23 protein-coding genes are annotated in these 24,999 nt (G+C 61.9%); 6 read left to right on the forward strand and 17 right to left on the reverse strand.

The features are described from left to right. Nucleotides 1-119: 119 nt before the first annotated feature. Both FHT93_RS35610 and FHT93_RS35615 read left to right on the forward strand, forming a co-directional pair. A complete protein-coding gene (locus tag FHT93_RS35610; protein ID WP_246781695.1) occupies nt 120-371 on the forward strand; it encodes a hypothetical protein in 252 nt (83 codons plus the stop codon). Between the two features lie 5 nt (nt 372-376). Continuing rightward, nucleotides 377-640 (forward strand): ATP-binding protein, encoded by a 264-nt coding sequence (locus FHT93_RS35615; protein ID WP_348649791.1) that lies wholly within the window; start codon nt 377-379, stop codon nt 638-640. Between the two features lie 85 nt (nt 641-725). Here the strand turns inward: FHT93_RS35615 and FHT93_RS20505 are convergent, their stop codons facing one another. The 9 genes from FHT93_RS20505 to FHT93_RS20545 form a co-directional block, all read right to left on the reverse strand. Beyond that, complete coding sequence (locus FHT93_RS20505) at nt 726-1,121, reverse strand: hypothetical protein (RefSeq protein ID WP_112543731.1); 396 nt, start codon at nt 1,119-1,121, stop codon at nt 726-728. 8 nt (nt 1,122-1,129) lie between these two features. After that, the gene (locus FHT93_RS20510; protein WP_246781696.1) at nt 1,130-1,996 is read right to left on the reverse strand and encodes a TIGR02587 family membrane protein; all 867 of its coding nucleotides are present in this window, start codon (nt 1,994-1,996) and stop codon (nt 1,130-1,132) included. 114 nt (nt 1,997-2,110) lie between these two features. Continuing rightward, nucleotides 2,111-2,341 carry a hypothetical protein gene (locus tag FHT93_RS20515; protein ID WP_112543730.1) on the reverse strand — a complete coding sequence of 77 codons (231 nt, stop codon included), beginning with the start codon at nt 2,339-2,341 and terminating at the stop codon, nt 2,111-2,113. A 59-nt stretch (nt 2,342-2,400) separates the two neighbouring features. Then, nucleotides 2,401-3,111 (reverse strand): Crp/Fnr family transcriptional regulator, encoded by a 711-nt coding sequence (locus FHT93_RS20520; protein ID WP_112543729.1) that lies wholly within the window; start codon nt 3,109-3,111, stop codon nt 2,401-2,403. Nucleotides 3,112-3,295: 184 nt separating this feature from the next. Further along, nucleotides 3,296-5,530, reverse strand: a complete 2,235-nt coding sequence (glgB, locus tag FHT93_RS20525; protein WP_183849141.1) for a 1,4-alpha-glucan branching protein GlgB — start codon at nt 5,528-5,530, stop codon at nt 3,296-3,298. After that, nucleotides 5,527-8,820, reverse strand: coding sequence for a maltose alpha-D-glucosyltransferase (gene treS, locus FHT93_RS20530; RefSeq protein WP_112543727.1), 3,294 nt, complete (start codon nt 8,818-8,820; stop codon nt 5,527-5,529). Before treS ends, glgB begins: the two co-directional genes overlap by 4 nt. A 1-nt stretch (nt 8,821) precedes the next feature. Further along, entirely contained in the window at nt 8,822-12,028 is a 3,207-nt protein-coding gene (locus tag FHT93_RS20535) for a maltotransferase domain-containing protein (RefSeq protein ID WP_183849143.1), read from the reverse strand. A 160-nt stretch (nt 12,029-12,188) separates the two neighbouring features. Continuing rightward, nucleotides 12,189-12,596 (reverse strand): response regulator, encoded by a 408-nt coding sequence (locus tag FHT93_RS20540; RefSeq protein WP_113207849.1) that lies wholly within the window; start codon nt 12,594-12,596, stop codon nt 12,189-12,191. 122 nt (nt 12,597-12,718) lie between these two features. After that, the gene (locus FHT93_RS20545) at nt 12,719-13,003 is read right to left on the reverse strand and encodes a hypothetical protein (RefSeq protein ID WP_183849145.1); all 285 of its coding nucleotides are present in this window, start codon (nt 13,001-13,003) and stop codon (nt 12,719-12,721) included. 210 nt (nt 13,004-13,213) lie between these two features. On the opposite strand from FHT93_RS20545, the gene FHT93_RS20550 reads away from it, so the two are divergent. Then, nucleotides 13,214-13,495 carry a hypothetical protein gene (locus FHT93_RS20550; protein WP_183849147.1) on the forward strand — a complete coding sequence of 94 codons (282 nt, stop codon included), beginning with the start codon at nt 13,214-13,216 and terminating at the stop codon, nt 13,493-13,495. Between the two features lie 17 nt (nt 13,496-13,512). On the opposite strand, the gene FHT93_RS20555 is transcribed toward FHT93_RS20550, so the two are convergent. Then, complete coding sequence (locus FHT93_RS20555; protein WP_112543722.1) at nt 13,513-13,890, reverse strand: response regulator; 378 nt, start codon at nt 13,888-13,890, stop codon at nt 13,513-13,515. Between the two features lie 187 nt (nt 13,891-14,077). Here FHT93_RS20555 and FHT93_RS20560 point away from each other — a divergent pair, with 187 nt between their 5' ends. Then, the gene (locus tag FHT93_RS20560) at nt 14,078-14,275 is read left to right on the forward strand and encodes a hypothetical protein (RefSeq protein WP_183849149.1); all 198 of its coding nucleotides are present in this window, start codon (nt 14,078-14,080) and stop codon (nt 14,273-14,275) included. A gap of 31 nt (nt 14,276-14,306) precedes the next feature. On the opposite strand, the gene FHT93_RS20565 is transcribed toward FHT93_RS20560, so the two are convergent. The 7 genes from FHT93_RS20565 to FHT93_RS20595 all read right to left on the reverse strand — a co-directional run bounded on the left by FHT93_RS20565 (nt 14,307) and on the right by FHT93_RS20595 (nt 21,829). Next, nucleotides 14,307-15,167: an alpha/beta hydrolase gene (locus FHT93_RS20565; protein ID WP_183849152.1), complete on the reverse strand. Its 861-nt coding sequence runs from the start codon at nt 15,165-15,167 to the stop codon at nt 14,307-14,309. Further along, nucleotides 15,167-15,448 (reverse strand): hypothetical protein, encoded by a 282-nt coding sequence (locus tag FHT93_RS20570; protein ID WP_183849154.1) that lies wholly within the window; start codon nt 15,446-15,448, stop codon nt 15,167-15,169. The genes FHT93_RS20565 and FHT93_RS20570 overlap by 1 nt, the downstream gene beginning before the upstream one ends. Nucleotides 15,449-15,524: 76 nt before the next feature. Then, a complete protein-coding gene (locus tag FHT93_RS20575) occupies nt 15,525-15,788 on the reverse strand; it encodes a hypothetical protein (protein WP_183849156.1) in 264 nt (87 codons plus the stop codon). A 105-nt stretch (nt 15,789-15,893) separates the two neighbouring features. Next, nucleotides 15,894-16,259, reverse strand: a complete 366-nt coding sequence (locus FHT93_RS20580) for a VOC family protein (RefSeq protein WP_112543719.1) — start codon at nt 16,257-16,259, stop codon at nt 15,894-15,896. A gap of 116 nt (nt 16,260-16,375) precedes the next feature. After that, a complete protein-coding gene (locus tag FHT93_RS20585) occupies nt 16,376-19,642 on the reverse strand; it encodes an error-prone DNA polymerase (RefSeq protein ID WP_183849158.1) in 3,267 nt (1,088 codons plus the stop codon). Then, complete coding sequence (locus FHT93_RS20590; protein ID WP_183849160.1) at nt 19,639-21,153, reverse strand: DUF6504 family protein; 1,515 nt, start codon at nt 21,151-21,153, stop codon at nt 19,639-19,641. Before FHT93_RS20590 ends, FHT93_RS20585 begins: the two co-directional genes overlap by 4 nt. Beyond that, the gene (locus FHT93_RS20595; protein ID WP_183849162.1) at nt 21,074-21,829 is read right to left on the reverse strand and encodes an ImuA family protein; all 756 of its coding nucleotides are present in this window, start codon (nt 21,827-21,829) and stop codon (nt 21,074-21,076) included. Before FHT93_RS20595 ends, FHT93_RS20590 begins: the two co-directional genes overlap by 80 nt. Before the next feature lie 831 nt (nt 21,830-22,660). Here FHT93_RS20595 and repA point away from each other — a divergent pair. Together repA and repB are read left to right on the forward strand one after the other, a co-directional pair. Next, nucleotides 22,661-23,854, forward strand: coding sequence for a plasmid partitioning protein RepA (repA, locus tag FHT93_RS20600; protein WP_112543714.1), 1,194 nt, complete (start codon nt 22,661-22,663; stop codon nt 23,852-23,854). A 4-nt stretch (nt 23,855-23,858) separates the two neighbouring features. Then, the gene (gene repB, locus FHT93_RS20605) at nt 23,859-24,866 is read left to right on the forward strand and encodes a plasmid partitioning protein RepB (RefSeq protein WP_112543713.1); all 1,008 of its coding nucleotides are present in this window, start codon (nt 23,859-23,861) and stop codon (nt 24,864-24,866) included. Nucleotides 24,867-24,999 lie beyond the last annotated feature (133 nt).

The raw sequence follows: 24,999 nt of genomic DNA on the forward strand, positions 1-24,999 counted from the left end.
TCCTTACGCTCGCGCGCACGGATGCCCGCCATACGGCCGAGCTTGCCGAAGCGCTGCGAACGAACCAGGTCCTGATGCGCGAGATCCACCACCGCGTGAAGAACAACCTGCAGACCGTGATGGGGCTCGTACGACTGCAGGGGCTGAAGCCTGAAACCGTCCAGAGGTTGAACGACAGGATCCTCGCCATGGCGGCTGTGCACGAGCAGATGTACGGTTCGATCAGTTCGACAGCGTCAACGCCCGCCAGCTCGTCCCGACCCTTTCGCGCACGCTGGTCGGGCTGCACGAGCAAGCTGTCGATCTCGTCTTCGAACTTGACGATATCAAGATCGATGCCGAAAAGGCGACGCCCTTTACGCTTCTGCTGAACGAGTTGCTGACAAACAGCATGAAATACGCTTTCGCCGGCAGGAAGCAGGCACTGATCCGGATTCGCCTCCTGCGGCAGCCAGACGACAAGGTGCTTTTCGAACTTTCCGATGACGGGATCGGCTACGATCCGGCGGCTGCAAGATCGGGCATGGGCAGCCGGCTGATCAAGGCCTTGGTTGCTGAAATGGGTGGATCTTTTACCATTGCGCGTGTCGACGGTACGGTGTTCACGGCGCAGCTGGCGCTGGCGCGAGCGCTGGCCTGAAGAAGCGCGACCGGTGAACCCGCCGGTTCCTCCCGATTGCGGATCTTGGACGTGGGACCCTTTCTGCTGCCATTGTGGCGTCTTCTTAGGGATCCATGTAGCCGGCCGGCCGGATCGTCACGTCGGCATCGGTGACGTCGGTCGAAAAGATCAGGGCGCCTGTGGTGCGCGAGCGGCCTGGCACATAGTCGAAGGTGGTCTCGGCAACTTCGACGCTACCGTCGGGCTTCCTCGCCTCGCCATGGACGAGGACCGAGGCGGCTGTCCTGTCGGCATGGTTCCTGATCTCGAAGCGCACCTGGTGGTCTGCCGTGGGAGCATCGATCCTTTTGACGGTCAGGCGGGGCGGCAGGCTTGAATAGCTGGCTGCCTGATAGGCCACAGACGCAATCAGGGCAGCGACGAGCACCGTGCTCATCAACCCGACAACCCATTCGACGGGATGGGATCTGTTTCTGGCCTTGTTCGGTTTATCGCTCACACGCACCCTCACAATATCAGCCGCGCGGCAGCCGCGCCAATGGAACAGGGCAGGCCGAGGACGATGACGGTCGCAAGCACCGGCCAGGGGGAAGAATCGCCGAACTGCTGGAAGGTCCACAGCGCGTAGGCGCTGACGAGAAGGGCGATGACATATCCGGGCAACGTGAAACGGATGACCATATGCCAGGCGGCGACATCCTCGCCGATCTCGTGCCCGCCCTTGAACGAGACGGCATAGACGAAGCCATGCATCACGATCAGAGACATGACCAGGACTGCAAGGACATGCGATGGCGTCATCTTGTAGGAGAGCAGGATCATCTCCTCCGTCGGGGCGACATTCAGCCCGAGAAACAGCGCCCCGATCGCCATCAGGAACATCTCGCGCGCGTAGTCGCGCGGACCATTTTGCACCGGATCCTCGTCGTCCTCGTCGTCCTCGTCGCTGTCGCCGTTCAGCTGGCTGCGGGCAAGCAGCGCGCCGATGCTGGCCGGGACGGCCTGCACGGCGATCTTTCCGACGATCTCGATGAAGGGTTGATCAAATTGCAGGACGCCGACTGCAGCAAGGATGGTTGCAGAAGAGACGATGCCGATCGCGTAGGCGATTGCCGCATCGCGCAAAGCGTCGCCCCATGTGTAGGTGGCTTCGAAGCCTACCTCGTTCGACAGGAGGACCAGAAGCGGGATGTTGACGATCAGCAAGAGCAGCAGCCGGCCGCGATCCATGGAAAAGCCAAGCTCCCACATTTCCATCGTCATGAACATCGGCAAGGCAAAGATCAATGCCCCGGCAAAGCCGCGGCCAAGGCCGGCGGCAAATCGCCAACCGTCGAAGTCAAAATTCCTGGTCTGCTGCGCGCGCTGGTCCATCATCGGCCTGAAATTAGGAGGTCGCTGTTGCTTTGCCAGTGCGCGAAGGATTGCAAGCAGGCCAGGATGATCCAATTTGGCTCGGGCCGGCTGCGCGTGCGGCAGCATAGCAGCTCATGACGGCAGGGCATCCTTGAAACGAACGACGGCAGCCAGCGCGCCGGCGACATCGACGATCTCGAAAGCCTGCCCGTCGAGCTCCTGGCCGGACCTCAGGCGTTCCGCCATGAGTTCTCGCGCATGGGCCTTGGCCTCCTCGATGGCGATCGCCAGACTGGCGCAATCACTCCCGTCGGGATCCAGGATCAGGTCCTTGCCGTCACGAATGTTGAAATAATATCGCATGCGTCACCATCAAATACTGTCTGTTGCTTCCTGCGCGCTCATGCCGTCGTCTGCTTGCTTCAGCGGCCTCCGATGAGCCGTTCGAATTCCTCCTCCGGAACCCCGTAGGAGCCGGCTGCGAATTTTTCGAGGCCGGCGCGGTTGAGGACGACGATCGATCCGCGCACCGAACGGATCAGACGATGTCCTTCCAGGACGTGAAGCGAGGTGGTGACGCCGGGTCTGCGGGCTCCGAGCATCAAGGCAATATAGTCATGGGTGATCGCCATCTCGTCGCTGCGAAGGCGATCGTGACACATCAGGATCCAGCGCGCGAGGCGCTGATCGAGCAGATAGCGGATATTGGCGAGTGCGGTATAGGCAACCTGCGTGGCAAAGACATGCATGTATTTGATGAGCGGAACCTGGAAAGAGGTACTCTGCATGGTCGCCTGACGCATCGCCTCGATCGGCACCCGGTACCCGGAGCCGGCGACGTTGATCTCGACCCTGTAGGGAACTTCGTCGTCACCGACGATGGTGGCCGTCGGTACGAAGCCCTCCCAGCCGAACATTCCTGCTTCGGCGGTCTGGCCGTTGGCGGAGACCGTCATCACCGCACCGATACCCGTTTCGAGAAAATAGACGTGATCGAGCTTCTTGCGCGGCTCGGCGATGCAGAATTGCGCCGGCAGATCGACCCGCTCCAGGTGCGGGGCCAGGAGCGCGAAGTCCTGCGGCTCGAGCGCGGTCAACATGCGGTTCGAAATCTGTGTCTGACTTGGCGCCATATGCCTCTCCCACACTGCCTGACGAGCTTCGGCAATTGTACCCATTGAACTATCGTTGCAGCTTCTGGTTCCGCATGCCGAAGAGATCCAGCATCGGCTTTCCCATCAAGGCTGAAGCGTCAACGCTGGAAAACCCGATGCCTCAGGCGGCCCGCAGCCGCAACGACGGTGTTCCCGGGCCTGTTCAACCAGGCGCCTGGCCCCCGGGGGTCTCCTCATGCAGAAAGATCATCGTCGACAGTCCCGGTAGATCAAGGCGGACCGACTGGTTGCGCCCGTGTGCGCCGATCTCTTCGCTGTGGCGGTCGCCGCTGCCCGTGCCGGTGCCCGCATAGATCGATGCATCCGTATCGAGGATCTTTCGCCAATGGCCGGCAAAGGGGACGCCGATCCGGTAATCCATGCGGGCAACCGGCGTGAAGTTCGACACGACGAGGGCTGTCTGGCGGCGCTCGCGGTCATAGCGCAGCATGGCAAGAACCGAATTATGGGCGTCGTCGGCGACGGCCCATTCGAAACCGGAGGGCTCGCTGTCGCCATAGTGCAGGCAGGCGAAATGGCCGTAGATGCGGTTGAGGTCGCGCACCAGCCGTTGCAGGCCGGCATGGATCGGGTCATCGATCAGATCCCATTCTACCGACGCGTCGTGGCTCCATTCCGATATCTGGCCGAGCTCACATCCCATGAAGATGAGCTTCTTGCCGGGATGGCCCCACATGAAACCGAAGAGCGCGCGCAGATTGGCCATTTTCTGCCAGGCGTCGCCCGGCATCTTGGCGAGCAGCGATCCTTTGCCGTGAACGACCTCGTCGTGGGAAAATGGAAGGATGAAATGCTCGCTATAGGCATAGATCATCCCGAATGTCATCGAGCCATGGTGATATTGGCGATAGACGGGATCGTCAGACATGTAATGAAGCGTGTCATGCATCCAGCCCATGTTCCATTTCATGTCGAAGCCGAGCCCGCCTTCCTCCGGCGAGCGGGTAATGTTTGGAAAGGCCGTCGATTCCTCCGCTATCATCAGCGCATGCGGAAATCGTTCGTGCACGATGCTGTTGAGATGCTTGAAGAACTCGATCGCCTCGAGGTTTTCGCGCCCGCCGTAACGATTGGGAATCCATTGACCCTCGGCCCGGCTATAGTCGCGGTAGAGCATGGAGGCGACCGCATCCACGCGCAGTCCGTCGATGTGATAGTGCTCGAGCCACTCCAGGGCGCTCGCGATCAGGAAGCCTTTGACCTCGTTGCGGCCGAGATTGTAGATCAGCGTGTTCCAGTCCTGGTGGAAACCTTCGCGCGGATCTTCATGCTCGTAAAGGGCGGTTCCGTCGAACCGTGCCAGTCCCCAAGCGTCGGTCGGAAAATGCGCCGGGACCCAGTCGAGAATGACGCCGATCCCGGCGCCATGGCAGCGGTCGACAAAATAGGCAAAATCTTCCGGGGTGCCGTGGCGGCCGGTCGGCGCAAACAGGCCAAGTGGTTGATAGCCCCAGGACCCGCCGAAGGGGTGCTCCATGATCGGCAGGAGCTCAATATGGGTGAAGCCCATGTCGCGCACATAGGGAACGAGCCGCTGCGACAGCTCGACCCAGTTCAGCATGCGCGCGCCATCGCCCATGTCACGCAGCCAAGAGCCGGCATGCACCTCGTAGACGCTGATCGCCTCGGCTTGTTTGTCGACGGCGCGCCGTCCCTCCATCCAGGCCGCGTCGGACCAGTCGAAGGGATCGGTGGAGGCGACCACGGAGGCCGTCGATGGTGCCGGCTCGGCCGCCCTTGCCACCGGATCGGCCTTCTGAGGCAGAAGATTGCCGTGCTGATCGAGGATTTCGAACTTGTAGCGCTCGCCGACGGTCAAATGCGGGATGAAGATTTCCCAGACCCCGGCCTGGGGCCGCAATCGCATCGGATTGCGCCGACCATCCCAGCTGTTGAAGTCGCCGACCACGGAGACGCGCTTGGCATTCGGCGCCCATACGGCAAAACGCACGCCTGCAATATCGTCGATCGTCATCGGATTGGCGCCGAGCGCGCGTGTCAGGTTGTAATGCGTGCCTTCGCCGACGAGGTGGAGATCGAGGTCGCCGAGCAAGGGGCCGAACCTGTAGGGGTCGTCGGTCAGCTGGACCGCGTCGGGCCAGCGCACCCGCAGACCGTAGGAAGAAGGCTCCGGGACGATTGCGCCAAACAGGCCGGCCGGATGGACGAGCTCGGCAGACGCCAGATGCAGACCGGTCTCGCGCGCAACGAGCTCGACGGAGGACGCGCCGGGCAGGAACAGCCGGACACTATAGCGGCCGTCCGCGCACCGATGCGGGCCAAGGATTGAAAACGGATCGCCATGGCGTCCCTCGATGAGGGCCTGGACCGCATCCGGCTCCACACCGAAGAAGATGTCGGCGAAGTCTGTCGTCATGAGCGGCTCTCCGAGAGGCGGGTCAGGATATTGGCAAAACCGTTCAGCGGGATCGGCAGCCATTTGGGACGATTGCGCGCTTCGTAGGCGATCTCGTAGGCAGCCTTCTCAAGCAGGAAAATGTCGAGGACCTTCCTGATGTCGCCGGCCGAGCTGGGCAGGTCCGCAGACAGCGACAGTGCCTCGCTATAGGCCTTGAGAAAGACCTCTTCGGCTGTCGCGCCGAAGCGGGTGATGACTTCGCGCCGGCGGGTGTCGTGATGATCGGAGATCGCGTCATTTTCGAGCATGGCGGTCGCCGTCAGGTAATCGAGCGAACGCAAGAGCCCGGCCGCATCGCGCAGCGGACTGGTCTTGGCCCGCCGTTCGGCAAGATTGCGGGCAGGTTCTCCTTCGAAATCGATGATGACGGCGTCGCCTTCCGTCACCAGGATCTGGCCGAGATGGAAATCGCCGTGCGCGCGGGTGAGCAAGGTTCCCCTCGCTCCCTCGGCAAGCGTGCCTGCCTGCGCGACGATTGCCTCCTGTTGTTCAAGAAGCGATGCGACCCTTGCCGCCATGCCCTCGTCCACCTCCGCGCCAAGATCGGCAAGCTTGGAGAAGGCATAGGCGATTTCGCCGGTAACGGATTTGCGAATGGTTTCGACATCTGCCGCACCTGCCCGGCGCGGTGAAAAGGCCTCGTCTTCTGATGGCTGGGCAAGCAGGACATGGAGTTCGCCCAGACGCTCCCCGACCATGGAAACGAAATTGAGCAGCGGTTGCAGCTCCTCGTCAGCGGCCTCGACGGGGGCTTCCGTCATGACGATCTCATCGGCGACACGCCTGAGATTGGAAAGCATCCAGTTCCAGGCGTCCCCCTGGTTGCGGATGGCGCCCTGGACGATGATCAGGGTCGAACGCCGGCCCTCGCCATCGGTGCGTACCACCTCGCCCAGCAATGGCGCGGTATGCTGATAGCCGTGCTGCGTCAGATAGCGGGTCATTTCGACTTCGGGATGAATGCCGATGAATATGTGCCGGATAAGCTTGATCATCGCCGCGTCGCCGACGATCAGCGAGCTGTTGGATTGCTCTGCCGAGAGCCAGTGGATCGGCATGTCGTCGGATAGAGCCAGGCCGTCGAGCTGGTCGGTGCCGATGAACTCGATCTGGCCCGTGCGGCCGCTGACGACCGAGCGGTCGCGCAGGCCGCGCAGGATGCCGCGCGCCATTGTCTCGACGGCAAAACCATCGGTGAGGAAGCCGACGCGGCGCCCCTGCCTGATGCGCGCAAGCGACAGCTGCTGGCCGAGCACGTTCGGCGGCGTGTCGTCCCATTCGGCGGCAAGCGGCAGCTGGTAGCTTTCGACATGGTCGGGAAGGACCGCCTCGAGCTCGCCAAGAACGACCCCTTCGGCAAAGGGTATGGGTGTCGCAGATATCAGGCGGGCTTCCTGAAGCGGCTGATCCTTGGCGCCGAACCAGCGCCGCTTCGACAGGTAGGCCGGCAGGATGTCGCGGCTGAGCATGGAAGCATGCTGGGGCTGTTCGACGAGTTCGCTCAGGCTGCGCCGCACGACGACCGTCACGAAGTCGGCCAGCTGCTCGGGCGGCGCCGTGCGCCACGCCGGACCGTCGGCTTCCTTGTTGAGCTGGAACCAGAAGAAGCCATAGGGCGGCAGGGTCAGGAGATAAGTGAGCTGGCCGATCGGCGGAAAGGGCGACATGCCGGTGAGTTCGATCGGAATGCGGCCTTCGAAGGCCGACAGATCGAGTTCGACGGCCTGGGGAAGGCGCGACAGGTTGGCAACGCACAATAGGACCTCGTCGCCGTGCTCGCGCAGGTAAGCAAGGATGCGGCGGTTGCTTGGCGCCAGGAAGCGCAGCGAACCGCGCCCGAAGGCGCTGTGCCGGCCGCGAAGCGCCAGCATGCGCCGTGTCCAGTTCAACAGCGAATGGGCATCGGCGACCTGGGCCTCGACGTTGAGCGCTTCGAAACCGTAGAGCGGATCGGCGACCGGCGGCAGGACGAGGCGGGCCGGGTCTGCCCGCGAAAAGCCGCCATTGCGGTCGGGCGACCATTGCATGGGCGTGCGCACCCCGTCCCGGTCGCCAAGATAGATGTTGTCGCCCATGCCGATCTCGTCGCCGTAATAGACGACAGGCGTGCCGGGCATCGACAGGAGCAGGCCGTTCATCAGTTCGATGCGCCGCCGGTCGCGCTCCATCAGTGGCGCCAGGCGCCGGCGGATGCCGAGATTGATCCGCGCCCGCTTGTCGGAGGCGTAGGTTTCCCAGAGATAGTCGCGCTCGGCGTCAGTCACCATTTCGAGCGTCAGCTCGTCATGGTTTCTCAGGAAGATCGCCCATTGGCAGGTGTCGGGAATGTCTGGCGTCTGACGCATGATGTCGGTGATCGGGAAACGGTCCTCCTTGGCGATGGCCATGTACATGCGCGGCATCAGCGGGAAGTGGAAGGCCATGTGGCATTCGTCGCCGTCACCGAAATATTCGCGCGTATCCTCCGGCCATTGATTGGCCTCGGCAAGCAGCATGACGCCCGGATGGGTGGCATCGAGGGCAGCACGGATCTGCTTGAGGATCGCGTGGGTCTCCGGCAGGTTCTCGTTGTTGGTGCCCTCACGTTCGACGAGATAGGGAATCGCATCGAGCCTGAAGCCGTCAATGCCGGTTTCCAGCCAGAAGCGCATGATGTCGATGAGCTCCTCCATCACCTTCGGATTGTCGAAGTTGAGATCGGGCTGGTGGGAATAGAAGCGGTGCCAGTAATAGGCGCCGGCGACGGCATCGAAGGTCCAGTTCGACTTTTCGGTGTCGAGGAAGATGATACGGGTCTCCGGGAACTTCTGGTCATTGTCGGACCAGACGTAGAAATCGCGCTCGGGGCTACCGGCAGGGGCCTGGCGGGCGCGCTGGAACCAGGGATGCTGGTCGGACGTGTGGTTGATGACGAGCTCGATGATCACCTTGATATTGCGCTCGTGGGCGGCTGCGACGAACCTGCGGAAATCCTCGATGGTGCCGTAATCCGGGCTGACGCTGCGATAGTCGGCAATGTCGTAGCCGTCGTCGCGGCGCGGCGATGGAAAGAAGGGCAGAAGCCAGATTGCGGTGACGCCGAGCGCGGCAATATGGTCGAGCTTCTGGTAGAGGCCTTCGAAATCGCCGATGCCGTCGCCATTGGCGTCATAGAAGGACTTGATGTGCAGTTGATAGATGATCGCGTCCTTGTACCAGAGCAGGTCCTCGGCGATCGTCTTCTTGTCTTCGATGAAGGCTATGTCCATTTCAGGTCTCTCCTGCCCTGACCCGCCATATGGCGAATGGCAAAGAGGCCGGGTCCAGCCTGATCGTCTGCCACTTTCCGCTGCGCTTGAAATTCTGGCCGCTGACGAGGTCTTCGAAGGCGAGCGTCGCGCCGTCGCCGAGGCCGAACCGCCAGAGCGGAAACTCGACGTTGCTTTCCTCGATCCCGTGCGGATTGAGATTGACGGCGATCAGCAAGACGTTATGACGCCCGCTGTCGGCTTTTTCGAAGAACATGACGTTCCTGTTCGACGAGGGCAGAAGCGTCAGCCCGAGATGCGAATGCAAGGCGGCGTTGTCCCTGCGGATGCGGTTGAGCATGGCGATTTCCGCCTTGATATTGCCCGGGCGATCGTAGTCCCAGGCGCGGATCTCGTATTTTTCGCTGTCGGCATATTCCTTGCGCTTGGCGTCAGGCCGTCCCTCGCAAAGCTCGAAACCGTTATAGACGCCCCAGAGGCCCGACAGGGTGGCTGCGAGCGCGGCGCGGATGAGATAGGCCGGGCGCGGCGCGTTCTGCAGGAAATCCGGGTTTATGTCATGGGTGTTGACGAAGAAATGCGGCCGGAAGAATTCGCGCGCCTCGCTCGTGGTGAGTTCGCTCATATACTGTTCGAGCTCCCAGCGCTCGTTGCGCCAGGTAAAATACGTGTAGGATTGCGAAAAGCCGATCTTGGCAAGTCGGTACATGACCTTGGGCCGCGTGAAGGCCTCCGACAGGAAAACGACGTCGGGACGGCGCGCGCGAATGTCGCCGATCAGCCACTCCCAGAATGGAAAAGGTTTGGTGTGAGGATTGTCGACACGAAACAGCCGCACGCCCTCTTCGACCCACATCTCGACGATATCGCGCAGTTCGACCCATAGGTCCGGTATCGCATCCTTGGCGTAGAAGTCGACATTGACGATGTCTTCGTATTTCTTCGGCGGGTTTTCGGCATAGCGGATGGTGCCGTCCGGCCGCCAGTCGAACCAGCCGGGATGTTCTTTCAACCAGGGATGATCGGGAGAGGCCTGGATTGCCAGATCGAGCGCGATTTCCAGACCTGCCTTTCGCGCCTCCTCGACCAGATGCTCGAAATCGTCGAACTCACCGAGCTCGGGATGAATGGCGTCATGGCCGCCGGCTTCAGAACCGATGGCGTAGGGACTGCCCGGATCGCTCGGTGCGGCGCTCAGCGAATTATTGCGGCCCTTGCGGTTGGTGCGGCCGATCGGATGGATGGGCGGGAAATAAAGGACGTCGAACCCCATGTCGCGAATGGCCGGCAGACGTGCGATCACATCCTCGAACGTGCCGTGACGATTGGGGTCTCCGCTCTGTGAACGCGGGAAGATTTGGTACCAGCTCGCAAATCCTGCCTCGCGCCGCTCCGATTCGACGCCATAGGTGCCGCTGCGCGTGGCAAACGGGCGCCGGTCGGCGCGGGCCATGAGTTCGGCGGTGCGCGGCGCCAGCAGGATGTCGAGCTTGGACATGCCTTCCCGGCGCTCCAGTTCGGCGACAAGCGCGTCGAGCTCCGCGCGCTCCTCGGCAATCATCGCGGCGGCCGGATCGGCTGCGCCAGCGCGGATCAGTGCCTCGCCTTCGATCAATTCCAGACGCAGGTCGAGCCTGGCTTCATGTTTCTTGACCAGTTCGTAGCGAAATATCGCGAAAGGATTTTTCCACGCCTCGACGCAGAACTCGAAGCGGCCGACCCGGTCGAGCACGAAGCTTGCCTGCCATCGATCGTTTTCGGCAAGCGTCATGCGTTCCTGGCGCCATTCGACCTCGCCACGCGGACGGTGGAGAAGGGCTGCCGCCAGAAGGTCATGCCCATCGGCAAAGATGTCGGCTTCGACGACCATCGTATCGCCGACGATGCGCTTGACAGGGAAGCGACCCTCGTCGACCTGCGGGGCAATCTTTTCGATGGCGATGCGCGCTGACCTCGTCGCTTCCGCAAGCGGCAGATCTCCCTGCTCTGCCGTGACGGAGGCGCGCGCCCGCGTTGGTATCAGGCGCACCTCGCCCGGCTCCAGGCGCTGGCCGGAGGCGCCAGGGTCCACCGGCACGAATGGAGAAACGGCGCGATTGAGGATCGTTTCGGGAAGCAATGCCGATCGACGAAGGTCCCTGTTGACGGCGATCAGTCTCACCGTGGCGGCGGTGCGAAGATCAGCCGCATCGGCCTGCGACAGGATGCTCACCTGGCTCGTGGTATCGCAATTGACGAGCTGCATCGCCTGGCTGCTACGGACCGCCATCAATTCACGCAGTGCGCTCGTCAGATCGAAGGCGCCTTCGGCTCTTAGCCTGCGCAGCCCCTCGCCGTGCCCATGCGTTGGATCGAGCGGCAGCCCGGCACCGAATTCGAATCCCATCGGCACGAGGAGACCATCGCCGATTTCCGCCGCCAGTCGCAGCGCCCGGCGCGAGCGATGCTCGCGGATCTCCCTGCTCTCGGTGCCATGCGCAAGCCGTCTGGCAAAGGGGGCCTCGGGAAAGGCGATCTGCGGTGCGAGCCCATGCTGCAGCCGGTACTCCTCGATAAACCAGCTTTCGCGCAAGTCCCACCAGGCAAGCGAGGTGAAGGTGGCGTCGAACCCGCACGCCCGCAAGCCATTTCGCAGCCCAAAGTCGGTCCCGGGCGTATAGGCAAGAAAACGCGTTGCCGCATTTGCGGCCCTGGCTCCTGCGATCAGCTGCTGCCATTGACCGGCCGCGAGCCTTTCGAGGCCGATAACCCGGTAGCCGCTGATTCCAGCAGCAACCAGACGTAAAAGCCGCGCCTGCCATGCCTCGACATCGCCGGATGGGGGCGACCCAACGAGCGGCATAAGAGGCGACCGTCTCGGATCAAGGGATAGCAGGCGGGCATCGTCGTTTGCGACGCCTGCGCCGATCGCAAGGTCGAGCATGAAGCTGATCCCGCGGCTTTCAGCCTCTGTGGCCAACCCGGCAAGCGCCTCTTCAGCTCCCCCCTCAAGGCCGAGCGCCGGGTCGAGGGCGTCATAATCAACGGTTGAGAACAGGCTCTCTGCCATCCTTCGAAAAGGAGGGGCCGTCAGGACGGTGTCGAAGCCGAGGAAGGCCGCGTGATCGAAGACCTCCAGCCAGCGATCCCGGCCAGACAATAAAAGCGGGTTGACATAGTAGATCCGCGAAACGTGAAGGGAAGCGGTCGAAGGGGATGCTGTCGTCATCACTCGGTCTGTCTCCGCGCGTCCGGTCCATGAACGATGTTTGAAGGTTGCGGAGATGAACCTTCAAGCGCTTTACTTGTTCCCTGGCGCCGCCTCAGATGATGCGCGTGGGGACCAAGCACCGGGACCGGAATGAAAGGCGGCGCCACGCGCTGGCGCGTCAAAGGGCGCGGTAGCGCGCCGCCGGAAGAGCAGGCCGCAAGCCTGTCTTTTGCCCGCCTTGTTCAAGACGTTCGCTTAGCCTTCGAGCAAGCGCTGCAAAATCATAAGGCTTTGCAAGAAAGGCGGCGCCTTCGAGGGCGGAGAGGTCGATCACGCGTCCAGAGGTCACGATGAGCGGGACCGAAGGCCTGGTCTTTCTGACGAGGGCGGCAAGATCGAGGCCGCTCAGGCCCCCCGGCATGTCGACATCGGTCACGACCGCGGCGATATCGTCATGCCTGGCGAGTGCTGCCACGGCCTCGAGCACATTCCCACAGTCGACCACCACATGACCCGCGTCGATCAACGCGTCGGCAAGTGAAAAACGGATCAGTGTTTCATCTTCGACGATCAGGACCTTTGCCATTCCCGCACCTTTCTGTTCAGTCAGGAAGGGAACGCCTGTTGTCCCAAATCGATACAGCCGCCCGCTGTTCGTCTCCTTTTATGGTGAAGAGAGGGTTAACAGCCGGAGGCAGCGCTTGGTCTTCACCGCGTGGCGCCGAGGATCCATGCCACCACGGCAGTCATGGCGACAGCTGCGATTGGGTTCTTCTTGATGAAGCCGCGCGCGCCCTCGACAAAGGTTTCGCGCTCGGCAGCGTCGCTTTTTTGCGGCGCGCCGGCCACCGACGTAATTGAGTGCGATACCGGATCGGAGGCTGGAAACGTATCCTCCAGCGCCTGGTCGAGCTCGCCCTTGGCTTCCCGCTCCTGCCTGTTGGCCTTGTCGAGTTCATAAGCTTGAACGGCGGGTGATTTGGATTGGCTCATGTCTTTCTCCATCTGTTGGCCGCTTAACGCCGGCAATCCGTCGAAGTTCCGGGTGTCATGGACAGCCTTCGTCGGCCGGCGGCTTGGTGGATACAGGCGACAAGGCCACTGACACGGCGATGCCTGCCCTTTGCCGGCGCCTTGAGGAGAATGTGTGGAACGGTGCGCGCCAAGCCGCGTTCATCGATCAACTGATCAGGAGGATTGACCATGACATTCACGACCTATGTTGCATCGCCGACCTTTTGGCCCGACGCAGCTTCGCGCAAAACAAACTTGAAGCAATGTCTTGATGTTGCCCGCCGGCGTCTCGACGAGACCTGCGGGGCGAGCGAGACCGAAAAGAACGCCGCGCTTGTCGCCTCCGCCGTTTCTGCCGGGTGGGAGGAAAACGAAGTCAGGGATCTCCTGCAGGGGTCGTCTTTGGGTTTTGCGCCAGAGCTTGGTCAGCAGCCAAGGCCGATCGGCCTGGTCCCCTCCTCTTCGCTATGAGGAGCGTAGAGCCTTCGTTAATCAGAGTAGCCATAGACGAGCGTCCGGATCAGAGCGACAAGCTGGCGGATCTCATAAGGCTTTGCGATGTAACGAACGGCCCCGGGCAAATCGCCGGGCCGTAAGGGGCGGTCTCCCGACATCAGCACGACTTTCTTGTCTGGCCACGTCCGGACAACTGCTCTGGAAAGAGCAAAACCGTCGATCGCTCCCGGCATCCTGATGTCGGAGACCACGACATCGATATCTTTGTCTTCGTTCAGGTGCTTGAGTGCATCTGCGCCATTCATCGCCTCGATCGTTGTAAAACCTGCGTCCTGAAGCTCTGTCGACAATGCCATGCGCACCATGATCTCGTCATCGACGATCAGGACGACAACGCGTTGCTCGTGCATATCGCCTCCCTGCAGTTGAACAGGACATGGCGCCCAAGTCACGACTTTCCATGGCGCTTGTCTGCATGGCTGCCCTGACCTTGATGCGCGGCTGTCGATCCGTCACCCGGACGTGCCGATTGCCGGAACCATTCGGGCTGGAGGAAAGTTATGCCGGTCCAAAGATCGACGCGAACGGAGACAGGCGATGGGTCAAGACAGGCAAGCGCGCGAGGCGGTGGAACAGGCTCGGTCGGACCTCGACAAGCTCGACAAGCCAACTGAAGGCGCGCTGCCCGCTGCCGGGCCGCATGCGAAGAAGGCGCTAACAGACGAGGCGAAGACGCCGGGAAGTGGAGCACTGCCCGAAAATGACGACAAATCCGTCATGCCGGGATCCGGTTGAGACCAGCGACCTGGGTCGCGTCGCGGCGATCTCAGGCGATGAAATCGGCAATCGCGCGTGCCAAAGCTGCCGGATTTTCCTCGGCGACATGATGGCCGCTGTCGATTCCAAACCCATGCACGTGGCGTGCCCAACGGCGCCAGATGGCGACCGGATTTCCGTAGATCTGTTCAAGGTCGTCCCTGAGCGACCACAGACATAGGGTCGGTGCTTCCACCAGACGGTTACTGTCGCGGTCCTGGCGCTCATGCACGTGGTCGATGCGAAGACCGGCTCGATAATCCTCGATCATGCCATGGACGACCGCCGGGTCGCAGAGGGCAGCGACCAGGTCTTGGTATGCGGCGGGTCCCATGCGATCGGGAACGACCTGATCGTACCATGCAAGTGGATCAGCGTTGATGGCGCGTTCCGGCTTGTCGGGCTGCGCAAAGAAGAACCAGTGATACCAATCCCTGGCAAAGCACCAGTCGGCACGCTCCAGATGTTCGAGCACCGGCAGCCCGTCGATGATGATGAGCTTGCTGACGGCGTCTTGATGATCGAGTGCCATCCGGAAGGCCGTCAGGCTGCCGCGGTCATGGCCGGCGACCACGAAGCGTTCGTGGCCAAGCCTGTTCATCATGTCGACAAGCGCTTCGGCCTTGGCTTTCTTTGAGGAGAAACGGCTTTCAGGTGCATCGGCAGGCAGGTAGGAGCGCCCAAAACCCGGCAGGTCCGGGCAGACGAGCCTGACGGAGGGAGCAAGCAGGTCCGCCACGCCGCCCCATGTCATGTGGGTGCGCGGATGACCATGCAGCAGCAACAGCACCGTATCACCCGATCCCCCGTGCCTGACGCGGATCGACCCGTATCGCGTTTGCACGAAATCCAGCGCGAAGCCGTCAAACATCACGTCAGCCTGCCGATCTGCGCTGCATAGTCGGAAAAAGTGAAGCGTTCGCCCCGTTCGTGCGCCTGGTTGGCAAGACGCAGAAGGTGGATCGGAAACAGGATCGCGTTCTGGTTGGCCTCCGACAGATGGTGACTGTCATCGCCTTCGACAGCGTCTCTTGCCTGCGCCAGGGCCGCGTCTATTGCCTCGTGGCTGAGCAGTTGCTTTTCGGCAAGCGCCTGGCACAGCGCTGCAAGAGCCATCACCATGCCTTCCAATTGAAGATTTGCTGTATTCACGGGAACTCCTGTCCGATAACGGGTCCTGTGCGGGGCGGCTTGTCCGTCGCAATGGCGGCCGACCGGCACTGCCAGATCAGGCCCCGTCAGCCGATCTCGCCTGCGCCATCTTGGGAATTTCCTCGAGCAGCAGCCGGAATTCCGCGATCGGAACCCTGTCTTCGTCGAAAAGCTCGACCGAGATCATGTTGAGCGGAGCTTCCGGCAGGCCCTCGCACGCCATTTCGGCAAGCGCCAGCCGTGCCTCCTTCTTGGCTTCTTCGAGGCTTGGAAACTCATGGGCAAGTTCGGTCGGTTCCGGGCTCGTACGGTCGATGACCTGAAAGAAGAATTTCGGCATGTGCACCTCCTTGCCCGAAAACATCAAGCCGGTCTCTTTGTTCCCGCAAAGGGCAGCCGAGGAGATTTGGCTTCAGAGAACGAGAGGCCCGGTGCCGGAAAGGATCTAGCGCCGATGGAAGACGGCTTCGATATTGTTGCCGTCCGGGTCGAGCACGAAGGCTGCATAATAGCCGGGATGGTAGTCGCGATAGCCGGGCGCGCCATGGTCTGTTCCACCCGCATCGAGGGCTGCTGCGTAAAACCGGTCCACCTCCTGCTGGTCGGCGGCCCGAAACGCAAAATGGACCCTGGAGACCTGTCCGTCGGCCGTGTCAACCCACAATGGATCGCAGGCAAAATGCCTGTCGCTGTGCGAGGTGAACGTCCGGCCAAGGGCAGCAAGCGCCGCACGATAGAAACGACGACTGGCCTCAAGGTCGGCCACGCGCAGATGAAGGTGGTCGATCAGTTCGCTATGCGGATCGGTCATGGTTGTAGCTCCGTTGGGACGAGATTGTGGACATGTCCCGGATCGTGACGGCGTCAATAGCGTGGGGCCGGCGCATGTTCCTGCCCTTGCGCGCAACCGGGCGACAAATTCCGACCTCAGTGGAAGTTTCGGCTTTTGACCTTCAGGCTGTCGATATGCAGATCCGGGATGAAGATGTCGCGTGCCTTGATTGCAGTTGCCGGCGGTTCGCGCGTATCGGGTCGTCCGGGCGAACCATGCGCAAATTCGTCTCCCCTGCCCGTTGCCGCTCGGAATTCGATATCCCGATCGGCAAGGCCGTTCAAACCGGCAGAGAGGTCGAAAAGCTGCTGGGCGACGAGATGGACGACGTCGCCCTCCCGCTGGATACGTCCGTTGATCGCCATCATCGAGGCGCCGAGCGCAATCGGCCGCGTCCGCTCGAAGAGCGTCGGCCAGATGACGACATTGGCAACGCCCGTCTCATCCTCGATCGTCAGGAAGATGACGCCCTTTGCCGATCCGGGCCGCTGGCGCACCAGCACCAGTCCCGCCGCCATCAGCCAGCGACCGTCCCGTGCCGACATTGCCTCTGCGCAGGTGACGATGCAACGCTTCGCAAGGTCCTGGCGAAGGAATGTGACGGGATGAGCGCGAAGCGTCAGTCCGGTATGCCCGTAGTCCAGGACCACATTATGGCCCTGCGTCATCTGCCGCAGTTCGACATCCGGCTCCTGTTGCTCGGCAACGGTCCTCGTCTCGCGAATTCCTGCAGCGGCAAACAGCGGCAGCGGTTCGTCTCTCAGCGCCTTGATCGCCCAGAGGGCGTCACGGCGCTCCAGTCCGAGCGACGGCCCGAAGGCGTCCGCCTCGGCGAGCTCGACCAGCGAGGCAGCCGGGATGCCGGCGCGCCGCCACATGTCGTCGACGTTCTCGAAGGGCTGATCGGCGCGCGCGGCCACGATCCGGGCCGCATCCGCCGTCGCCAGGCCGCGGACCATGCGCATGCCGAGCCGAACCGCAAACCGATCGTTTCGCCCATCGATCGGTTCCAGCGTGCAATCCCATCGCGAGCGGTTGACGCAGACGGGCGTCACGGTAATGCCGTGCTGGCGCGCATCGCGCACGATCTGCGCCGGCGCGTAAAAGCCCATCGGCTGGCTGTTCAGCAGTGCGGCGCAGAAAATATCGGGATGATGGCATTTCATCCAGTTCGAGGCATATGCGATCAATGCAAAACTGGCGGCATGGCTTTCCGGAAAGCCATAGGAACCGAAGCCTTCGAGCTGGCCAAAGGTCTTTTCGGCAAATTCGGGCGTATAGCCGTTGCCGATCATGCCCGATATCAGCTTGTCCTTGAAGCGGCTGACGCCGCCGGTGAACTTGAAGGTCGCCATGCTTTTTCTGAGCTGGTCGGCCTCACCGCCGGTAAAGCCGGCGCAGACCATGGCGACCTTCATGGCGCTTTCCTGGAAGAGCGGCACGCCAAGCGTCTTGCGCAGGACCGTTTCGAGTTCCGGTGTCGGGTAGTCCGGTTTTTCCTTGCCCTCCCGCCGTCTCAGATAGGGATGGACCATGTCGCCCTGGATCGGGCCGGGGCGGACGATCGCCACCTGGATGACGAGATCGTAGAAGGTTTCCGGCTTCAGGCGCGGCAGCATCGACATCTGCGCCCGGCTCTCGATCTGGAAGGTTCCAAGCGTGTCCGCCTTCTGGATCATGGCATAGGTCGCCGGATCTTCCTGAGGGATATCGGCAAGGTCAAGGTCGATGTTCTTTGCCTCGCGCAGGAAGGCGAAGCTCTTGGCCATGCAGGTCAGCATGCCGAGTGCCAGAACATCGACCTTCATGAATTTCAACGCCTCGACATCGTCCTTGTCCCATTCGATTACCTGCCGGTCGACCATCGAGGCCGGTTCGATCGGGACGAGATCGTCGAGCCGGTCATGGGTGAGCACGAAGCCACCGGGATGCTGGCCGAGATGGCGTGGCGCGCCCATCAGCTGCTGTGCAAGCTGGAGGGTCAAGGCAAGGCGGCGATCCTCCGGATTGAGGTTGAGCTCCCTGACCTGCTTTTCGCCGACCACCTCGCTCCAGGCCCAGACGCCCGACGACAGCGCCTTGATCAGGTCTTCAGGCAGACCGAGCGCCTTGCCGACGTCGCGGATGGCGCCCTTCGTGCGGTAGCGCGTGACCGTAGCGCAGAGTGCCGCCTTGTGATGCCCATAGGTCTTGTAGATCCACTGGATGACCTCCTCGCGCCGCTCGTGCTCGAAGTCGACGTCTATGTCGGGCGGCTCGTCACGCTCCTTGCTGACAAAGCGCTCGAACAACAGATCGTTTGTATCGGGATCGATGCTGGTGATGCCGAGGATGTAGCAGATGGCGCTGTTGGCGGCCGACCCCCTCCCCTGGCAGAGGATATTCTGGCTGCGGGCGTAGCGCACGATCGAAAAGACCGTCAGGAAATACGGCGCGTAGCGCATCTCCCTGATGAGATCGAGCTCGTGGCGGATCGACCGCAGCACCTTTTGCGGCAATCCTTCGGGATAGCGTGTCGGAATATATTGCCGGACATAATGCTCCAGCGATTGCTGGGCATCCATACCGGCAACGATTGCCTCCTGCGGGTATTGATAGGTCAGTTCCTCCATCGAGAAGGTGCAGCGCGCGACGATCTCCGCGGTGCGGGCAAGTGCGTGAGGGTAACGCCCGAATAGTCGCTGCATTTCCTCCGGCGGCTTCAGGTACCGGTCGGCATGGCGCTCGCGCTCGAAGCCGACATCGTCGATCGTCGTGCGATTGCGGATGCAGGTTACCACGTCCTGCAGCTGACGGCGGGACGGTTCATGGAACAGCACGTCATTGGTGACGACGGTGCGGACCTTGTAGCGGGCCGCCATGGCGGAAATCTCGTGCAGGCGCAACTGGTCGTTCGGCCGGCGGCGGAGACTGAGAGACACATAGGCCCGGTCCTGGAATATCTCGGCCATTTTTCTCAGCCGGACGGCGCAGGTCTCGTCGGCAAGATCCGGCACCAGAATGCCGATCAGCCCTTCTGCGTAGAGGGAGACGTCGTCGAGGCTCAGGATGCACTTGGCTTTCCCGCCCCTGCTCTTTCCCAGCGTCAGCAATCGCGTCAGCCGCTGATAGGCAGCGCGGTCTGTCGGATAGGCCAGGATCGACATGCCCTCGCTCAGATCGAGACGGCAGCCGACGACGAGGCGAAGTCCTGTGGCGCGCGATGCCTCCAGCGCCCGAACGATCCCTGCCAGCGAATTTCGGTCGGTTATGCCAAGCGCCGCCATGCCCATCGCCTTGGCCCGCGCAAACAGTTCGTCGGGCGAGGAGGCGCCTCGCAGGAAGGAAAAATGCGTGGTGACCTGCAGCTCGCAATAGGTCATGAGAAGGTTCCGTGCAGGAACCAGCGATGCGATCCAGTCTCGGGATCGACACCGTCGCCGGCGCGATAGATCCAGTAGCGTTCGCCATTTTCGTCGGCGACCGTGAAATAGTCGCGCACGGCGAGCCATTCGGACGATCGCTGCCACCATTCTCCGAAGATGCGCTCAGGCCCGTCGGCCTGTTTGACACGGTAGCGCTTGCCACGCCAGGTAAACCAGACGGGAGGATGATCCGGCATGAGGGCCATGACCTCGATCATTTCCGGGCGATCGAGCAACCGGACCGGACGCGGCCAGATCAGCGGCCAGTTCTGCCCCTGCTCTTCTGCGACCGCCGAGATGGCTTTCAGCGATCGTTCGGCAACATCGCTTGCTACCGGTGCCACCCGGTAGATCCGAAATTTTCCGCGATTGGCGAGAATATCGACGAAGGCGGCGATGTCGACCTTGTCATCATCGATCAGGTTGGAGGCGATCTGCCGGTCTTCCAGCGGCTCGACGAGCGTCGCGGCAAGCGAGAGCTTTTCGATGCCGAAGCCCGGCTCGATGCGCTCGATCCGGTCGTGAAGAAGCTTCGTCAGCCAGGCAACGTCGCGCACTGGCTTGGCGGTACCGGCTCGCAAAGCCTGGACGCTATTGTCGACCCGGTGGACGATGAGATCGGCGCGGCGTACGCCAAGACCCTTTTCCTGAAGACCATGACAGAGCCTGCGCACCAGAACGGCGATATATTTGGCGATCGTCTCCGGCGCACCGATCGGTTCTGCGAAGGACCTGGAGACTTCGACCCATTCGGGCGCGCGAAGCGGATCGATAGGTTCTGCCAGCCGGCCAAACATCTGGTCGAGCCTGCGGACGATTTCCGGCCCGAAGCGCTGCGTCAGCGGTGCCCTTGGCGTTGCAGCAAGCTCGCCGACGGTGCCAAACCCAAGGACGCGCAGGCCGGTGATGATCTCCGTGTCGAGACGAAGCGATGAGATCGGCAGATCGATGACGGCCTCGGCCGTCTTGCCTTTGGCGACCACCCGTGTCTCTTGCGCGATCGTGCGCGCCAATGCGTGGGCCGCTCCCCAGCTGTCGGCAACGACGGCGCGCGCGGGCAGGCCCTTGGCGCGGAAGCTGTTGACGAGGCGTGACAGCATCGGCCCTTCCCCGCCCTGCAGGTGGTCGGCCCCTTCGGTATCCATGACGATGCCGTCAGGCGGGTCGACCGCAACGATTGGCGAATATTGAGAGAGCGCCCAACGGGTGATGCGCTCCAGAGCAGCTCGATCAGCGCAAGGATCGGCATCGACCATGACGAGACCCTGCACCAGCGCCTGGGCCTTGGCCGCCGGCATGCCGCTTCGCAGGCCGAGCCTTTTGGCGTTGGCATCGACGGCCGACAGCCACCGCTTCGAACCGCTGCGGGCGACGACGACGAGCGGCGCCTCAGCGGGAATGGACGGATCGGCGCGTCTGATGCGATCCGTCGGCAGCGTCGGAAGAAATACGGAGACGACCCTGACCATCACATGCCTCGAGGATGAATTCTGCACTTTCGCCGGCCTTGATCCGGATCAGCTCGACATGCCAGCGCGTCCTGCCGATGCCGGGAACCGGAAGCGGCTCCGACGGCAGGACGCATATGCGCCAGCGCGAGACGGCAGCCGTCGGGCGCCCGAACTCGCCGGCCTCGGCCGGACGGCGCCAGCGCCGGATGATGAGGCCGAGCGCACCGGAGGCTTCGGCCGCCAGCTGAAGGCGCCGCGACGCGACCATAGGCAGGCGCGCCGTCTCGGCGACGACGGCGCCAAGCCCGCCGAAGCGCAGGGCCTCCTCGCAGGCTTCAAGCACATAGTCTTCGCGGATTGCCTCGACATAGATGACCCGGTCCGGATGCAGACCGGTCTGCGCCAGCGCAGGAGCAAAAAGGTCCGCTCGCGCCAGACACCAGACGACGATGCCGCGCGTGCGGGCAGCGATGCCGGCGGCAAAAAGCGCGGCTGCAGCCCCATTGACGGCGCCGGCCCCACCGCCGGCAATTTCATGGATTGCACCATAGGCAAGTCCGCCACCTGGTAGCGTTTCGTCGATCTCGCTGACGCCGAAGGGAAGGACGTTCTTGGGACGGGCAGCCATTCCATCAAGGTGCTGAATGCGCGCCCGAAGCTCAGAAATCACAGGGTTTGCATTTGGGCGAGCCATGTCCGGTCTTCATCAAGGTTTGCAGAGTGCAGAAAAGCAGATATGTTCTTTATTTGTTCCTAATTGGAATGTGAGTCAACGCGCATGGTCTCGAACGGGATTTCGACAGGATGCGCTGTCCACATTGCCGGAAAGATAAAAAATCAACGAACGCAGCCAACTACGGACAATGGATGGACCGAAAAAAAATATCGACATATGCCACCGATGAGCTGACGCTGCGCCTCGTCCGGCAGCCTTCCATCACGGTCGCCTGTCTCATCTGCAATCGTCACGGCGCTTTTGACCGACAGGCGCTGATCAGGCGGCATGGTGCAGGCCTGACCTTTCACGCATTGCGCCGGCGGGTGGCGATGGGATGTGCAAGGATGCACGAACCGGACGGCGTCGACCGTTGCGGAACCCATTTTCCCGGCTTCACCTCCGCCGGATCGGATCGGAAGTCTTAGTCGATCCTCTCCGCTGCTCTGACCCTGGCTGGAAAATGACGCTCGCAACGTTGTCCGCGGACAACATTGTACCGCTGATCGAAGATTTCCGCCGCCCCTTGTTGGTGAGGATGATCGCCCATGCGCATCCACATGCCGTCGATCCAGCGCGGACAACGCGTCCGACACTGTTCGAATCCTGGCATGGGCTGGACGACGCCCGCCGCTAACCGCTGCAGCTGCGCTAAACGCAGCTGCAGCGGTTAGGCGAGGTGCCTGTCACAGGTCCCTGTGGATAGGCGCGTGGTTAAGGGTTTGTGAAACTGTAACGAATCGGGCGATAATATAACTGCGCAGTTGGCCTCTTATTATCGAAAATTGCGCAGTTCGATTGGAAACCACGATGCTAGCGAATCCAGTTCTGAAAGACGATCAAGAGCACCTTCCGTCGCTTTTGGCAGCGGATGCTCAGGAGCTCGCCTATCAGCTCCAGCAGCACCAGGCAAAAATTTTCCCGCCGCTGTCTCGAAAGACGATGCGGCTGTTTTCCCCGACGGAAGCCGCCGGCTTCATCGGCATCGGCGAGGGTTATCTCCGCCAGATCGCCAAGGAGGGCCACGGACCGGACCCCCTTGCCAACGGCCGGCGTCAGTATGGTGCCGAAGACATGAACCGCATCCGTCAGGCACTCGACGAACGCAACGGTACGCCGAAATATGTACCGGTGCGACGTGGCGCTGAAAAACTGCAGGTCGTCTCCGTCATGAATTTCAAGGGCGGATCCGGCAAGACGACGACCTCAGCGCATCTCGCCCAATATCTGGCACTGCGCGGCTACCGCGTGCTTGCCATCGATCTCGACCCGCAGGCGTCGCTATCGGCGCTCTTCGGCCACCAGCCGGAACTCGACGTCGGCGAGGGAGAAACGATTTACGGTGCCATCCGCTACGAGAGCCCGGTATCGATCTCGGAAGTGGTGCGCTCGACCTATACGCCGAACCTTCACATCATTCCCGGCAATCTCGAACTCATGGAGTTCGAACATGAGACACCGAAGGCCATGGCGGGTGGTACTGCCGAATCCCTGTTCTTTGCCCGGATCGGTCAGGCGCTGACCGATATCGAAAGTCTTTACGATATCGTCGTCATCGATTGCCCGCCGCAGCTCGGCTTTCTCACGATGTCGGCGCTCTGTGCTGCGACCTCCGTGCTGATCACCGTGCACCCGCAGATGCTTGACGTCATGTCGATGTCGCAGTTCCTGACGATGACAAGCGAACTGATGTCGGTCGTCGAGCGGGCGGGCGGGCGCACGAGCTATGACTGGATGCGTTACCTCGTGACGCGCTTTGAACCCAATGACGGACCGCAGAGCCAGATGACCGGTTTCATGCGGGCGATCTTCGGCAACCGCATGCTGCAGAACGCGATGTTGAAATCCACCGCAATCTCGGACGCCGGCGTCACCAAGCAAACGCTTTATGAGGTCGATCGGGCACAGTTTATTCGAGGAACCTACGACCGCGCCCTGGAATCGATGAACCTCGTCAACGGCGAGGTCGAGGCGCATATCCGTTCTACCTGGGGCAGGAGATAGCTCAATGGCGCGCAAAAATCTCATCGAAATCTCGAACGCGAACGAAGCCCGGCCCGATCCGTCAGTGTCGCCAGCGCGCGACAGCCGGCCGATCGCCGGCTTCATCCCGCAGACAAGGAGTGCGGGCCTCGTCGGGGGGATTACCAAGACGCTTGGCAGCATCACCGAAAAGGTCGAGCGGGCCAACGATCTGGAGCGCCAGCTCGCCGAGGGTCGCACAATCGTCGAAATCGATACGGCCTTGATTGATGCCTCCTTTGTCGCCGACCGTCTCGATATCGACGCGGCGGAGCTTGCGCAGCTGACGGAGCAGATCCGGGAACACGGACAGCAGGTTCCGATCCTGGTGCGGCCGCACCCGCAGGCCAAGGGTCGCTATCAGGTCGCCTTCGGTCACCGGCGCCTGGCAGCGGCCAAGGCGCTCAAGATCAAGATCAAGGCAGTCGTGCGCGCCTTGACCGACGAGCAGCTCGTCGTCAGCCAGGGCCAGGAGAACAATGCGCGCGCCGATCTGTCCTATATCGAGCGCGCTCTTTTCGCCCATCGGCTGGAGGAGAAGAACTTCGGCGGGGCCGTGATCACCGCAGCTCTCAATATAGACAGGGCGGCGCTGGCCAAAATGCGCGCTGTCACACGCCAGGTCCCGATTGCTCTGATCACCGCGATCGGCTCTGCGCCGGCGATCGGTCGCCGCCGATGGATGGAGTTTGGTGAGCATCTGGAAAAGGTCGACATCGATGCGCTTATCGAGATGTTGTCCGCGGACAACATTGGCCAATTGTCGAGCGATGACCGGTTTCAGCGAGCATTTGCCTTCGCAACGGCAAAGCAAGTTGCCCTGAAGGCGACTTCGGCCGCACAGATCGCTGATCTTCCAGTGAAGTTCAAACGCACGCCGACAACCGCCACCTTTGTCTTCGACAACAAGGCGGCGCCCGGTTTCGACGAATTCGTGCAGGAGAGACTGGAGCGCCTCTACGCACAATACCGGCAGGAACGGGACGCGGGTTAGGCCAGAGGCAGGCTCTCCTACCTTTCAGGCGTGCGAGCTTTTTGCGCGATAAGATCGGCAATCGTATTCTACGAATGCACTTGCATCTCACGCCAGCGCCTGATGAGCGCGGTTGTTGCCCCGCGTAAGGCCG

It is taken from the genome of Rhizobium sp. BK379 (genome assembly GCF_014193955.1).
GTDB lineage: Bacteria > Pseudomonadota > Alphaproteobacteria > Rhizobiales > Rhizobiaceae > Rhizobium.